Raw genomic sequence first — 14649 nt, forward strand, 5'->3', positions numbered from 1 at the left:
TAAAAATATCAACCTAAAAACCCCTTAAAGGATTCTCCTTCAAAGGGTTCTTAAATTCGCTTTATAGGGCTGAATATTAACTTTTCATACCGGTTAACGTAATTCCTTCTACAAAATATTTTTGACCAATCAGGTAGAAAATAACGCCTGGTGCAAACGACAGGCACGTGGCTGCCATCGTCATCGCCCAATCTTGCTTTAATTGGCCTTTGAAATTGGTAAGCCCCAACGCTATCGTAAATTTCTCGCTCGAATTAATGTAAATCATCTGTTGGAGCAAATCATTCCATAAACCGATGAAAATAAACAAGGCAACGACGATCATAGCGGGCTTAATCGCTGGCATAATGATGCTGAACAAAATCCGGAAATACCCGGCACCGTCAATCGTTGCGGCTTGGTCAAGTTCTCTCGGGATAGAGAGAATGAACTGCCTGATCAAAAAGATATTAAAAGCGCCGCCGCCGCAAAAATACGGCAATATCAATGGCAGATAGCTGTCATGAAGCCCAAGCCCCCGTGTCCATCCGATATAGAGGGGAATGAGCGTAACCATGGCAGGCAAGAGCATCGAACCGACGCAAAGCATCCAGATCAATTGTTTGCCTCTAAACCGCAACCTCGCAAAGGCATATCCGCACAAGGTAGCCGTGAACGTCCCCCCCAAGCAGGAAGGCACGATAATGATCATCGTATTCCACAAATACTTCCAGAACTTAAATACATTCAATGTTTTTTCATAATTGGAGAACAACCAATTCTGCGGTATGAGAGACGGCGGATACTTATAAATCTCGGGATTCGTCATCAGTGATGTACGGAATATCCACCAAATCGGAAAGAGCACGATGAGGGCAAATCCAATGACGACTATCAGTGTAAGCACGTTCATTGTTCGTTCATTGCGTTTCTTGCTCTTATAACTGGCGTATGCGACTTCGCTCATTTATCGTCGTCTCCTTCGGAAAAGATCCACCGTTTGGACGTCTTGAACAACACGGCAGTAAAAGCGGCAAGAATGGCGAAAATAATAAAGGTCGTCGCGCAAGCATAACCCAGCTTGTAATTAACGAAAGCCTGATCATACATCAGATACGTCATGAATCGAGAGGAGTTCCCAGGACCCCCATTAGTCAGAGCAAGAGCCGGCGTAACGACTTGGAGATTGGCGATCAGACTCAGCAACAGATTGTAAAAGATGATTGGCGTCATACAAGGCAAAGTGACGTGGCGGAAGCGATTCCATCCGTTTGCACCATCCATTTCAGCCGCTTCATGATAGACGCTTGGAACGCTTTGAAGCCCCGCCAAGAAGATCACGATTAAATTTCCCGACAACCAAACCGCAATCAGTGAAAGCGATGGGATTACGAAATTGGAATCTGCAATAAAGAGAACTTTGTTCAACCCAATTTCGGAGAGGAGATAGTTGAAGAAACCGAAGTTCGCCTCGTACAGCCAGGACCATCCAACGTATATAGCGGCGGCAGGCAGAACAAAAGGCACATAGAATACCGCTCTGAAAAAACCTCTCGCGGGGATTTTACGGTTCAACAGCATCGCGATAAATAGCGAATAAATCATGCTTCCAGCTACGGATAAAAAGGCAAAGTACAGCGTCGCTATAATGGAATCTTTAATGTAAGGATCGGTGGTAAATAGCGTGATATAATTGCTGAATCCGACGAATTCAGGGTTCTTCAGCCCCGTCCAATTCGTCATACTAATTCCCAACACGCCAAGAAGAGGCAGATACGTCAAGAAGATCAGTCCGAGTATTGCCGGAATCAAGCATATATAAGCAACTCTTGCCTCGCTTGAATGAAAGCGGGAACGGCGCTGCTGAGGTTTGTTAAAGGTTTCCATATCTTGCCCCCCACCTCATATGTGAAGGATGGCCACCGCTCCCCTATCCTTGGCGGCCATCCTCCAAATACGTTATTTTTTGCCTTTATTGGCTGCTTTCAAAGCTTCGAGATTCTTGGTAATGGCATCCTTCGCGGTAGCTTTACCCGTCCATACATCCCCTAAAGCCGATCCTAGCAAAGTGTTAAAATCGGTCGTATGATTCGTAAAGAACCAAGAAGCTGGTCTCGCCGCTGTGGATTGTGCATAATCGACGACAGCTGACTTATATTCGGCATATGGAGGGAAGTTCTTATTGTCGACCCACTTATGCGTAAGTGTTTCATCTGTATACCATTTCTTCAGTGTTGGCATCCAAATACCGGATGAGATCAGTCCCCAGTTGTTTTCCTCAGCTGTGTACCATTTCAACCATTCCATCGCTTCTTTCGGATGCTTGGTTTGGGAGAATACGACATTGGCACCGCCCGTGTTGAGGGTAACTTTTTCCTTCATGTAAGGCAATACGGCAACGCCATATTTCAATCCTGCTTCCTTGGCTGCATTCAAGCTAGTTCCGATGTTCCATTGGCCGTTCGTGGCCATGGCGACCGTTCCCGCGATGATCGTACGCTGAATGCCATCATCCGTCTGTCCAACCGACAATGGAGCAACTTTGTCTTTCAAGTACAGATCCGCGACTTTCTGAATCGCTTCGATACTAGCGTCTTCCCCGATTCTCACCGCTGTACCGTCATTGTTATAGAAGCCGCCGCCATTGCTGAGCGCCCAGGTTTCCAATTGCCATGCCAGATTTTCGACGGATGCGCCATACTGAACGATGCTCTGCGGATTAAAGCCAGCCTCGTCAGCATGTTTGCCACTCTTGTCGACTGTCAGCTTTTTGGCTGCTGCAACGAATTGGTCCCATGTCCATGCTTTATCTAGAACGTTTGGCGGATAAGGTACTTTCGCTTTGTCGAACATGTCTTTGTTGTAATACAGAAGCAGGATTTCATTCGCAGCGGCATAGGCTACAGTTTTGCCTTGATATTTATAAGCCAAGCTATCTAGAGGCTTGCTGTCACTTCCCGCGTACATGTCACTAACATCTTTGAGCATACCATCGGAGGACCACTGGATGACGGCATCCTCTTTTAATATCCCTGTATCCGGTAATTGACCTGCCGTTGCCTGCGTGTTTAGTTTCGTCATGTAGCTTTCCCAAGGAATCGCTTGCACTTTGACTTCGATTCTGTTTTGAGAAGCGTTGAACTTATCCGCTGCTTTTTGGGTTTCGCTTCCTTCAGCCTCGCTTCCCCACATCGAATAAGTAATCTTAACCTTCTCCGTGGAAGGAGCTGCCGTTTTCTCTGGTGCTTTTGTAGCTGTTTCTCCCGCAGGCGATGCGCTTGGTTTATCCGTACTCGTGTTCGTGGAGCATCCAGCGACCAAACTTAAGATTAATACCATAGACACGCTAAACATGAATTCTTTTTTCATTGTTTTCACATTAACCCCTCCATCATATATAATTCAACGTCAATCCTTAATTCCTCCCGCCTTGGCAGGGAATATTTCGTCTGTCTATAAGGACTGCTATCGAGTCGTTGCTCCCCTCCCTCCTTGACCAGAGTCAACTAGTGTTATCTATCCTTGCACCTCATGAGGGTAAAACCGTATTTTCCCTGATCCACACTCGCATTTCACCACTTCCTCGATTCGCCCAAGCAAAGTAGGGAATGAATCGAGCAGTCGTAGCTGCCAACTGTTCTTCGTCTTTCACGCGGTACAATTGATCCTTCCAGCCCTCGTCTTGGATTCGGTAAGCCGTTAAGTCAATAGTAAGTAGCCCACCTAATAAGCTGCTATCATAATGAACTTGCTCCTCGAAGCCTGGATGGATGATCAGCTTATGCAGCCCTTTGCCATTGTCGGCTTCTTCCAAGCAGTACACCATCGGCCCTCGCTGAATGGCGACCATGCCGACAGTCTCGCGGATTTCCGGATTGCCTTTCATCGGACTAACCTTCATCGGTAGAACCAGATCGACGATATCGTCTGCGTTCCATGTCCGTTCTAGATGCAAATATCCGTTAATTATGCGCATATGGGAATCCGCAACCGGCTGCCCGTTAACCTTGACTTCCCAAGACTCACACCAGCTTGGTATCCGCAGAGCCAAGGAGAAGGTTTTAGGCGCATCCATCGTTAGCTTGAATGTGATGTTACCGTTCCAGGGCAGCTCGGAATGCTGGGTGAGCCCAACGGCGCTGCCATCCACATCTACCGTGATTTCACTCCCAATATATAAGTGAGCATATAAAGCACGCCCATGGAACGAGTAGATATAATTGCCGAGAGAAGCAAGTAGTCTAGCAATATTCGGCGGGCAGCAAGCGCAGCCGAACCATCGCTGTCTTTCCATCTTCACATGATCGAAATTATGATTCTTACCACTAGCTTCCGGCCAAGCTTCTAACGGATTCACGTAGAAGAAGTGTTGTCCGTCGCGGGACATTCCGCCAATAACGGTGTTATAAAGCGCTCTCTCCATGACGTCCGCGTATTCGCTTCTCGGCTCAATCTGAAGCATGCGCTGGGCGAAGAAGATCAGGCCGATCGAAGCGCATGTCTCGGCATACGCCGTGTCGTTCGGCAAATCGTAATCGAGCGTGAATGACTCACCGTACGACATCGAGCCGATCGAACCGGTAATGTACATTCGCTTGTTCACGATGTTATGCCAGAGCGTCCGGCATGCCTTCAGCAATGCTTCGTCCCCGGTCGCCGCTGCGACATCGGCCATCCCTGTGCACATGTATACGACCCGCACCGCGTGACCTTCGGCCGTCTGTTGCTTGCGAATCGGGAGGTGCGCTTGGCTATAAGATTTGTCAGTGGCTATCTTCAGCGCTTGGAAATGAATCTCGCCATTCCGGCGTTCGAACTCTTCGTCGTAGAAGTGGGGACTCTGCCCCCTCTCGTCTAAGAAGAACTTCGCCAGCTTCATATATCGCTCATTGGAGGTAGCTCGATAGAGCTTCATAAGTGCCAGCTCGACCTCTTGGTGACCGTCATAGCCTTTAATTTTTCCATCCTCAGGCCCGAACGTCGCGTCGATGCAGTCGGCTAGCTTGCAAGCCACTTCCAGAATCTTGCCTTTCCCTGTGGCCTTCTCGTAGGCGACAGCCGCTTCGATTAGATGACCCGCGCAATAGAGCTCATGGCACTCCGCGAGATTCGTCCATCTGCCTGTTTTTTCTTTCAGTGTAAAATACGTATTCACGTATCCGTCCGCATGCTGCGACTTCGCGATCAGATCGACGACTTCGTCCGCTACCTTCTCCAGATCGGGATCAGGCACTTGCTCGAGCAGATAACCGACAGCTTCAAGCCACTTAGCCACATCGCTATCTTGAAACACCATGCCGTAGAAATCGCCTTGCTCCAATCCGGCAGCGATTCTGAAATTCTGGATGGCGTGACTCGGCTCGTTGCCTTCGATTCGATCATTCAGCGCCTCCCACTGGTAAGGGACTACCACATCACGAATTAATGAAATATAAGGGGACCAGAAGTCATCCTGGATGATCACGTTCTTCAATTGAACAGGTGTTGAGATAGATAAGTTGCTCATCAAGTATGCCCCTTCACTTAAATTTCGCTTTCTTCTTAATGAAAGCGCTATATTTATAATACATGTGATAGCCCAGTATTAATTAAAGTTTTACAACCACTTTTTTAAAAATAACAACCAATAGAAATATCAAAAATAACCCAAATGAGCTCTCCACTCTTACAATTGAACGCGACTTATCATAGCTAGAAATGCAAAAATCCCGTATGCGGATTATCGCTCTACCGGACATCGGTTCATGCCTATTCATCATTTCCTTGCGCTTCGCTTACCACCCAAAAACATATAAATTATATATAAAAAAGGTGTCCCTGAGAAATTCCCCAGGGACATCCACTTTTCACAGGTGATCCATTAATCGATCAATTCCAACTCAGCCAACTGTGTATAAGAATGGCCGTTATTCAAGGTAACATCCAACTTGTAGTATTCGTAAGCAATATTGTTGGTGATTGTGTATTCCTTCTTCAGCTTTCTTGATACAAACGTTTGATTCGTTTGCACATCCAGCGATGTCCAATTGTTCCCATCATGCGAGCCGTACAATGTCCAATTTTTCGGATCACGTGTCGAATAGTCGTTCGCGGACGTTAACGTATATTTTTTCACAGCATAAGCATTAAAGCTTGCGAACTGATACTGCAACCAACCGGTCGTTGCATTTGCTAGCCATTTCGTATTCGCTGTATCATCAAAGGCTTTATCAACCGTTTCATTCGGTGCATTATCATCACTAGTCGTTGCTGTTCCGCCTGATGTACGCTCGACATTGTTCGCGAACGTCGGGACAAACTTGATAGCATCCGCAAATGTATTACCCGCATCGGTCGCTAATAGCTTCACCTCATTGGAGAAGCCTGCTGTCAGGGGATAATTGCCGATCAACATCCAAGTGCTGCCGTACACGGTCTGGTTTACCGTCTTAGACGTGTCTATTCCGCCATTATAAGTGATCTCTAGTGGCGCCGCGTCAGGTCTAGTTGTACCGGACGGCCATCTCATGTAAATATCGTAATTCCCCGATACAGGAATCGTAGGTACCCACTTTGCCCACTTCGTTGCATCTGCTGCACTCGTGCCATCTTCCCGATAATTCGGACCATAATAGCCAGTAGCCGGCGAAGTCTTCGTTGCCCATGCCGAATCCGTAAAGAAACCGTAATCCGTGTTGTCAACCGTGATCGCTCCATCAACTGGAAGCGGTGTCAATGTGAAGTAATCCATTTGCAGTCGGTATCCTGTCGCGCTAGCGTTCTTGCCCGTTGTCGTGACACGGAACAAATAGCTGCCTGGATAGCTGAACGTATACGTACCGAATAGCGCATCTTTAAATGTCTCGGATGTCGTCCAAAACCCATCAACCGGCGACCCGACATTCACACCATTGACCGAAAGCTGGATGATACTATTGTTACTAACCTTCATGATGCGGCCAAGTATGTTATACTTGCCGGCTTGTGTCACATCCAAGCTGAATTCCGTATAGTCGGCTGCGGCCGAATGATTTAAGCCTAGCTTCTTTCCGCCACTGGTATTCGCATCGCTATAAACAACGATGGAATCCGTCATGACATGAACGGGCAGCGACTCTGCTTCATAAGGGATCGGCAATGGTATTGGAGACGGATTAGCCGTCTGCGTACCCGTTAAACCGAGTTTCACCTTAAATGCTTTACCTGCCGATTCCTTCACATTCACCTTGAATTTGATCGTTGGGCTATATTGCAAGATCGTTACCGCATCGTCCTTCGAAATTAAGTTTTTCGCAGATTTAGCCACTTCGATATAAATATTGCCTACGTTGTCTTGCGTCGGGTCCGAAACCGAAACTTCGAAATCGTTCGCAGTTTCCCGCGTCATGACCGACGATTTGGAATCAGAAGTCACACCGTCGACTGTCTTCCTCGCGTCCTGCCAGAAGTTGATGCCCGTTATGTTGAGTCCAGTTTCCTTGACAGCCTGCGCCTCGCTTGAATTCTCCAGAACGATAATATTGGGTGATGTCGAATAGCTCGCTACTGCCGTGCTAGTTTTATTCGGTAGGAGGACGTAAGAATACGTGCCATTCGTTGGGTTCACACCATGATCGAACCAAAGCGTCATGTAATTATGCGTGTAATTCGTCGTTGTATAGGAACCTTTATTCGTGTTCAAGTCATACCACTTACCCGTTCTTGCTTCGCGAAGTCCCTTAATTGTCGAGCCTTCTGGGAAGTAATAGCCGATATCCGAACCGGATACATTTCCACCAAGATGAATATAGTTCGTTCCGCTCATCGTCTCCGCCCACCCGAGTGTGGTTGATTTGGCAGTTCCGTTCACGGTAAGCGTATTATCTCCGGCCGAATTGATCTTACGATTTTCAACGATCGTCTCTGTGGTGACGCCATCTGTACTGTTAATATCCGAACCAAGTGCCACGATTTCATCGTCGAACATGAACCACGATTTTTTCGCAGTTAAAGTTTTATCTGGAACCGTTGCCGATTCACCAAGCGCGTGATACTCCATGCCCGTTACACCGTAAAGACCGAGTATGTCTGTCCCCCCTACCCATGCACTCTTGCCCATTTCGGATTCTTGGGGAACTCCGCTAAGCACGGTCGTTCCCGGCAAACGGTAGTTGTTCACAGTCGGCCAGAAGTTCTCGTTGAATTGGGTTACATCGTTATTATAAAGTGTAGTCATGCCATCCCCGACATGCCAAATATTGCGATTCTCGCTATTGATGGACTCATAGTTCATGATGCGATCCGAAGACATACCAACATTGAACCCATAGCCAGGCCTTACTTGTACAACCCGATCCATGCTCGCGAACTGCTGGTATTTGAGCTGCTCGGCTCGTGGTACAATGGCTGTATCATTCAAGATGTTTTTTGCTTCTGTTAGCAGCCACATGGAGACGCCGTTATAATAATTTTTGTTTGGATCTGCCTGGAGCCAGCCTTTGACAATGCTCCTGAAGGCGGCAGCATCCGTCCCTGGAGCCAAATAAGACAGGTAAATAAGTGCGCTGACAACCCCACCGCTCGCGACGTTATCCTGATTCTTGTATCTGGATATTTCCCTGCCACGAACAGTATCCATTAGATTTCCCTTGTAAACCAATGGCTCAAAAGAATCGTAGATCCACTGGTATATATTGGCGAAGTTAGCGTCCGTCACTTCCCAAGTCGAACCGTCGAGCAGATACATGATTTTGGCAAGACTTGAAAGCAAGCTTGTGCCATACCCACCCGTATAAGCCAAACGCGTATGCTGAATAAACGAACCATCTGTATAGAATCCGTCGCCATTCGTAACATATGGCAGGAAATCACTCATGCCATCACGAGCATCAGCGATGGAAATGCCGGTAGGTACGTTATTTTTAGCTAGAATGGCTGCAATCGTACAAACTTGGATCTCCCACATCAGATTAGCGCCAGTCATGTTAATATTATTTTGGAAATAATTAACTGCCGCGATATTCTCATCAATTTGCGTCTGTGATAAATCATCGTACATAAGCGCTACGACATCATTTAACGCAAGGGGGTTGCCGATTTGCCAGTACCACCAATTCGATCCGCCTGTCGTGGCTCCGCTATAATAAATGCGACCATGCAACCAATCCAAGCCATCGATAATCGCAGCCTTCAAACCGGCGTCTCCCATGAGTGGCGAGCCATATGTGCGGTATGCTATAGCCATATCCACTAGATAGCGATAAGAATATGTCGTGCTCTCTGGGTAAGCACCGGCACTTATAGGGTATTCATTCCAAAGCTTGGTCCGATTGACGTCCGTATTCATCGTATCCCAATGATCCTGTGCCGTATCCGTAATTTGGTCTATCCGTGCTGCATTATCAACGTCAGTTAGCGAATACGTCGACGAACTAGTCAACATGTTTACATATTTCACCCTTAATACATCAAACTCGTCGGAAGCAAGTGCTTTCTTCATATCTACCGGTACCAAGAGTGATCCGCAAGCAATCAGCAGCGCTAAGCTAACCATCATTATTCTTTTAACTAATTCAATCCGCATTCCTTATTCCTCCATTAGGTTAATGTCATATGAATGTCATTCCCAGGATTTCCTAGAAATCAAAGCCTCCTTCCATAGTGAATACTGTTATCGGAATCAGAAAAGCGCAGCCTCAATCCTTCCATATCTACAACGATTTCTTTCAGCACCGTTACAAAATAATAGATCCCCCCTCTCGCAGCGTCGAACGAAGCTCCTCCGTATTCACGTCGCCAACGCCGATATCTGCTCGCAGCGCTAAATAAGCCGCAACGCCAGCTGCTTCACCAGTCTGATTCATATTCACCATGACACGAACCGCCCCATAGGCGACTCCATCCACATCAATCATGCGACCGCAGGTCAGCAAGTTGTCATACCCTCCAGGAACTAAGCAGCGGTACGGTATTTGATAAAAAGTAGGATCGTGTTCCGTTTTCTCCCGCCATCTCCCCTTCTCAACCGGATAACCCGGACGCACATAGGCCTGCTCGCCATCCAAATATTGAAAGGTAATACCTGGCTTATCATCATGGTGAATGTCCACACGATAGCTGCCATTTGCAATGGCATCCTCGAAACGAACACCGTGCAGCACATCGTCACCCGTAAGCCGATATTGGCAATGGATATGTCTAGTTTCTCGAATGCCAATGTAGGAAGGGAGTGATAACAGTGTCAGCTTGTTGTCCGGCCCATATTTGCGCACCATATCCATGATCGCTCTGACTTGTCTTCTTCCTTCCATTTCGCTGCGCGTCAAAGAAAGCCCATCCTTGCAGTCTGCATCGTAGACCCTTGTTCCCGCATACATATACACATCCGTCGAACCAGGTACGAAGCGCCCCCAACCAAAGCCCTCGGGCAAGTCGAATTCAGCCTGGTGCGCAAGGAGTGCATCATTTAAGTTCAAGCCCTTCAACGAATTGAACCCTGTGACATCGTTAAATCCTGGGCCAGATCCCCATCCACCGATTTTGGCACATGTTGTAGGCGGCTGGCGATGATCCGCAGTGGTCAATGGCAGCGTTAGACGCGCACACAAATCGCCATCTCCCGTTGCATCGATGAACATCTTCGCTTTAATGGCACCTCGGCCTGACTTGTTTTCCACGAGAATAGCCGTTAATTTACCATCGGTAAGAACGGGTGCCACGAACATCGTATGCAGATAAGGCCTCACACCCGACTCCGTAATGAGCTCATCCAATTCGATTTTCAGCTCTTCCGTATTCAGCACATAGCCGACCGAATGGCTCTTCTTCTCTTCCGCCACAGCCCCTCGCCGATCCAAACGTTCCACGGTTTCTTGCGTTAACCCACCAATAATTTGCTGCTTGAACTCGGTATCATAAAAGCTATGCCAGATATTGACTAAGCCCGACGTCGCCACGCCGCCGAAATTATTTTGCTTCTCTACGATGACCACGCGTGCCCCAAGCCTCGCTGCCCGTACAGCTGCAAATACGCCCGTGCAGCTTCCTCCTAGCACACAAATATCGACATCTTCAATCACGGGAACCGACTTTGCTTCTTCCCAAATCATTTCGCTCGTATGCATCTCTATCGACTCCTCATTCATCCTTTTAAATGTGAAAGGGCTGAAACGAAAGCTATATAACAGCCTTGCTCCAGCCCCTTAAAATGCCCTACTTTTCTACTTGATATAGCCAAGCGGCTTCAGAACCAAGTTGCCTTGCTCTACGTATTTGGATAGCTGATAATTCGTCTCTAATGTTTTGGTGAAGGCATCGAAGCTGTCTAGTGGACTCTTACCGAAAATAAACTTCGTAATCTCTTCGCTTTCGAAGCGATTTTTATCACTGATGGACACGCCTTCCGGATTCGGAATAAGCTCTGTATAGGTTTCAATACGCGGTTGTTTCTCGGCAAAATCAATGAACGGCAGCTGCTTCATGAATTTCGCTTTCAAATAATTCTTCTCATCTCGTCCTGTTAGTTGATGATTAAAGGCGAAGCCCGTTTTGGAGCTGTCCGTCACGACAGGGATGTTGTTCTCCATTTTATAATGCGTACCTTCGATCCCATACATTGTTGTCAAATAGCCAGGACCATCCGCAATATAGTTGAAATATTCCAGGATTTTGTTTAGCTTCGCAGGGTCCTTCGCGACTCCCTTGGACACAGCAAACCTTCCACCCGTCGCACTAATGTCAAAATAACCTTGATACTTCCCACCTGGGCCCGATAACGCATCCATTTGTACCCAATTCGCTGCAGGATTCACCGCTTTGTATTGCGTAATATAATCGTCTTTGGTCATTTCTCCCCAGTTGATATACAGAATGCCGGCTTGACCTTTAAATGCTTTCTCCTGATGCTTCAAGCCTTTGTTCGTCATAAACTCCGGATCGACCAAGCCTTCGCTAATCATATCCTTGATGTAGGACAAGGCTTGCTTCATCTCTGGCTGTGTCGTGGAATACACAACTTTATTGTCCTTGATCATGAACTGCCCTGGAGAAGCTACGCCGAATGCGGAGAAAACAGGGTCAAATGTACTCGGCGTATTCACAGCATCTGGCGTTCCAATTCCGATCCCCGTAATGCCGTACGTATCTTTTTTGCCATTGCCATCAGGGTCACGCTCTGTAAAAGCTTTCGCTACAGCCTTCAATTCGTCCAACGTCTTCGGAGACTGTAAACCCAGCTTATCCAGCCAATCTTGGCGGACCCAATAGCTCGACATTGGCAGATAGGCACGTTTTGCGATCGCATATTGCTTGCCATCTACTTTGCCTTTATTCAAATCAACATCCTTCAGCTTGGCTTTAATATTCGGCATCTTATCCATGTAGGGAGTCAAATCCAGCAATATCCCCTGCTTTACATAGTTGGCAAGCTGCACCTTGGACACCGAGAAAATATCAGGCGTTGAGCCGCCGGCGATTTTCACATTCAACTGTTGATCATAATCCGTCGCCCCGACATTAAATTGCAAATCCATATTCAGATCCTTGTTTAGTTTGCTCAAAATAAAATCATCAGCCATCCCCGGATAGTTGGATCCGCCTATGAATAAATTGATTTTCACCGGACCTGCGGCCGCTGTCGTGCTTGGTGCCTTCGTGCCCATTTCTTGGCCACTTTCGGACTTCGATGAGCACCCCGTGACCACTACACAACCAATTAACATCGTGGATAAGACAACTGCTAGCTTCCTTTGCATCTGAAAATCCCCTCTCATATATGTACTAGAAACATGAACCCCGTTAACCTTTAATGCCACCAAGCAGAACGCCCTGTGTAAAATACTTCTGGATGAACGGATACACGATGATGATCGGTACCGCAGATAAGACAACGGCAGCCATTTGCAAGGATTGCGTAGGTAATACGCTCTCTATATCCATTGGCGGCAGCATGGAGTTAATCAGAATCGTCTTCAAGACGACTTGGAGCGGGAACTTGCTCGTATCATTGACATACATGATGGCCTGAAAGAATTCATTCCAGTGACCCACCGCATAGAAGAGACCAATTGTCGCAATAATGGGCAACGAGAGCGGAAGCACAATGGTCCAGAGGATCCGCAGTTCACCAGCACCGTCGATTCGGGCAGCCTCATCAAGACTTTCCGGGAGATTCTCAAAAAATGTTTTCATAATCAATAAATTAAAGGACCAGACCAAGCTTGGAATAATTAACGACCAGACCGAATTAATTAACCCTGTCGCTTTGACAACAAGATAGGTCGGCACGACACCGCCATTGAATAGCAGCGTGAAGGCAACCAAGAACAGGAGAATGTTTCGTCCTGGCAGCCTGCTCTTACTAAGCGGATAAGCCATCATCGTAGTGATTAGCAGGTTCAACAACGTTCCCACTACCGTAATGAAAATCGTAACCCCATACGCTCTCGGTATCGTAGGATCATGGATAAAAGCCGAGTACGCTTCTAACGTTAATTTCCTCGGGAAGGCGACGAAGCCGCCATTCTTGAGCACTTCACTAAGCGGTGTCAACGACACCGAGAGCACATACATGAGCGGGAATATGACCGATATGACGAGAAGGGCAAGGATCAGATAGACAAGTACATCGAACCAGATCTCTTGTTTACTTTTTACCATACACCTTCCCCCCAACGTCTAGCTATGCGATTCGCTGTGATAACCAGCACGAAACCGACGACTGATTTGAACAATCCGACTGCTGCAGCTAAGCTAAAATTCAACTCTTCGAGTCCTGTGCGGAATACCCATGTATCGATAATGTCCGCTACCTCGTAAACCTGCACATTGTACATAATGTAAATTTGATCAAAACCGGCATCTAGAATCTGTCCAAGCTTCAAAATGAGGAGCAGGATGATGACATGGCGTATACCCGGGAGAGTCACATGCCAAATCATGCGTAATCTACCTGAACCATCGATGCGTGCCGCTTCATACAGGGTTGGATCAATGCTCGTAATGGCAGCCAAGTAAATGATCGCTGTCCAGCCGATATCCTTCCACACATCCGATGCGACAAGAATCGTACGAAACCATGCCGTGGAAGTTAGAAACGAAATCGCGTCCCCGCCGATGTTCTTCACCCACAGATTGACCAGACCATCCGTTTCGGAGAGGAACGCCGCTGCAATTCCGTAGATAATAATCCAAGACAGGAAATGCGGTAAATACGTGACGGTTTGCACGAATCTTTTGAAGAAGCGAGCTCTGACTTCACTTAACAGAATTGCTAAGGCGATTCCCGGCACCATACCGAACAACAGCTTATAAATGCTGATCAGGAACGTGTTCCTTAGCAAAGTGAAGAAGTACGGTGAATCATAAAACGTTTTGAAATGTGCGTACCACGGGCTTGCCCATGGACTGTCGAATACGCCTAGCATGACGTTGAAATTCTTAAACGCGATGATAGCGCCGAACATTGGGCTGTATCGATACACCGCGTAATAAATCAAGCCTGGCAGCAGCATCGCGTATAAGACGCGAAACGACCATATGACGCTAAGTTTTCTTGTAAGTGTCGATGTTCTCTGCATCGCTGTGTCCCCGCTTTCTATCTGGTTGACCATGCCTCCTGATAAATTTATGATAAACTTTTTCCAATAGCGGGGTAACAGGTCAGAATTAAAGAAACACATGACATTATTAAGCAAACTAAACGGCTACGCCGTC

General features: G+C 47.1%; 9 protein-coding genes. All 9 read right to left on the reverse strand.

Going from position 1 to position 14649, the window contains the following annotated elements; translation table 11 throughout:
- Positions 1-76 precede the first annotated feature (76 nt).
- Complete coding sequence (locus A8708_RS08575) at positions 77-946, reverse strand: carbohydrate ABC transporter permease (protein WP_068663097.1); 870 nt, start codon at positions 944-946, stop codon at positions 77-79.
- The gene (locus A8708_RS08580) at positions 943-1866 is read right to left on the reverse strand and encodes a carbohydrate ABC transporter permease (protein ID WP_068663098.1); all 924 of its coding nucleotides are present in this window, start codon (positions 1864-1866) and stop codon (positions 943-945) included. The genes A8708_RS08575 and A8708_RS08580 overlap by 4 nt, the downstream gene beginning before the upstream one ends.
- Positions 1867-1938: 72 nt before the next feature.
- Positions 1939-3348, reverse strand: coding sequence for an ABC transporter substrate-binding protein (locus A8708_RS08585; RefSeq protein ID WP_068663355.1), 1410 nt, complete (start codon positions 3346-3348; stop codon positions 1939-1941).
- A gap of 160 nt (positions 3349-3508) precedes the next feature.
- Positions 3509-5485 (reverse strand): glycoside hydrolase family 127 protein, encoded by a 1977-nt coding sequence (locus A8708_RS08590; RefSeq protein ID WP_068663099.1) that lies wholly within the window; start codon positions 5483-5485, stop codon positions 3509-3511.
- Positions 5486-5839: 354 nt separating this feature from the next.
- The gene (locus tag A8708_RS08595) at positions 5840-9520 is read right to left on the reverse strand and encodes a polysaccharide lyase family 8 super-sandwich domain-containing protein (RefSeq protein WP_068663100.1); all 3681 of its coding nucleotides are present in this window, start codon (positions 9518-9520) and stop codon (positions 5840-5842) included.
- Positions 9521-9671: 151 nt separating this feature from the next.
- Positions 9672-11060 carry an FAD-dependent oxidoreductase gene (locus A8708_RS08600; RefSeq protein WP_204787493.1) on the reverse strand — a complete coding sequence of 463 codons (1389 nt, stop codon included), beginning with the start codon at positions 11058-11060 and terminating at the stop codon, positions 9672-9674.
- Between the two features lie 96 nt (positions 11061-11156).
- Positions 11157-12689, reverse strand: coding sequence for an extracellular solute-binding protein (locus tag A8708_RS08605; RefSeq protein ID WP_167355862.1), 1533 nt, complete (start codon positions 12687-12689; stop codon positions 11157-11159).
- Between the two features lie 43 nt (positions 12690-12732).
- A complete protein-coding gene (locus tag A8708_RS08610) occupies positions 12733-13593 on the reverse strand; it encodes a carbohydrate ABC transporter permease (protein WP_068663102.1) in 861 nt (286 codons plus the stop codon).
- Entirely contained in the window at positions 13587-14513 is a 927-nt protein-coding gene (locus A8708_RS08615) for an ABC transporter permease (RefSeq protein WP_068663357.1), read from the reverse strand. The genes A8708_RS08610 and A8708_RS08615 overlap by 7 nt, the downstream gene beginning before the upstream one ends.
- Between the last annotated feature and the right edge of the window lie 136 nt (positions 14514-14649).

This window comes from Paenibacillus oryzisoli (assembly GCF_001653565.1).
Taxonomy (GTDB): domain Bacteria; phylum Bacillota; class Bacilli; order Paenibacillales; family NBRC-103111; genus Paenibacillus_E; species Paenibacillus_E oryzisoli.

What these genes read in the sequence shown, in the direction of transcription:
- A8708_RS08575 (WP_068663097.1), bottom strand. Translation starts at nt 946, where the DNA reads ATGAGCGAAGTCGCATACGCCAGTTATAAGAGCAAGAAACGCAATGAA.
- A8708_RS08580 (WP_068663098.1), bottom strand. Translation starts at nt 1,866, where the DNA reads ATGGAAACCTTTAACAAACCTCAGCAGCGCCGTTCCCGCTTTCATTCA.
- A8708_RS08585 (WP_068663355.1), bottom strand. Translation starts at nt 3,348, where the DNA reads ATGAAAAAAGAATTCATGTTTAGCGTGTCTATGGTATTAATCTTAAGT.
- A8708_RS08590 (WP_068663099.1), bottom strand. Translation starts at nt 5,485, where the DNA reads ATGAGCAACTTATCTATCTCAACACCTGTTCAATTGAAGAACGTGATC.
- A8708_RS08595 (WP_068663100.1), bottom strand. Translation starts at nt 9,520, where the DNA reads ATGCGGATTGAATTAGTTAAAAGAATAATGATGGTTAGCTTAGCGCTG.
- A8708_RS08600 (WP_204787493.1), bottom strand. Translation starts at nt 11,060, where the DNA reads ATGCATACGAGCGAAATGATTTGGGAAGAAGCAAAGTCGGTTCCCGTG.
- A8708_RS08605 (WP_167355862.1), bottom strand. Translation starts at nt 12,689, where the DNA reads ATGCAAAGGAAGCTAGCAGTTGTCTTATCCACGATGTTAATTGGTTGT.
- A8708_RS08610 (WP_068663102.1), bottom strand. Translation starts at nt 13,593, where the DNA reads ATGGTAAAAAGTAAACAAGAGATCTGGTTCGATGTACTTGTCTATCTG.
- A8708_RS08615 (WP_068663357.1), bottom strand. Translation starts at nt 14,513, where the DNA reads ATGCAGAGAACATCGACACTTACAAGAAAACTTAGCGTCATATGGTCG.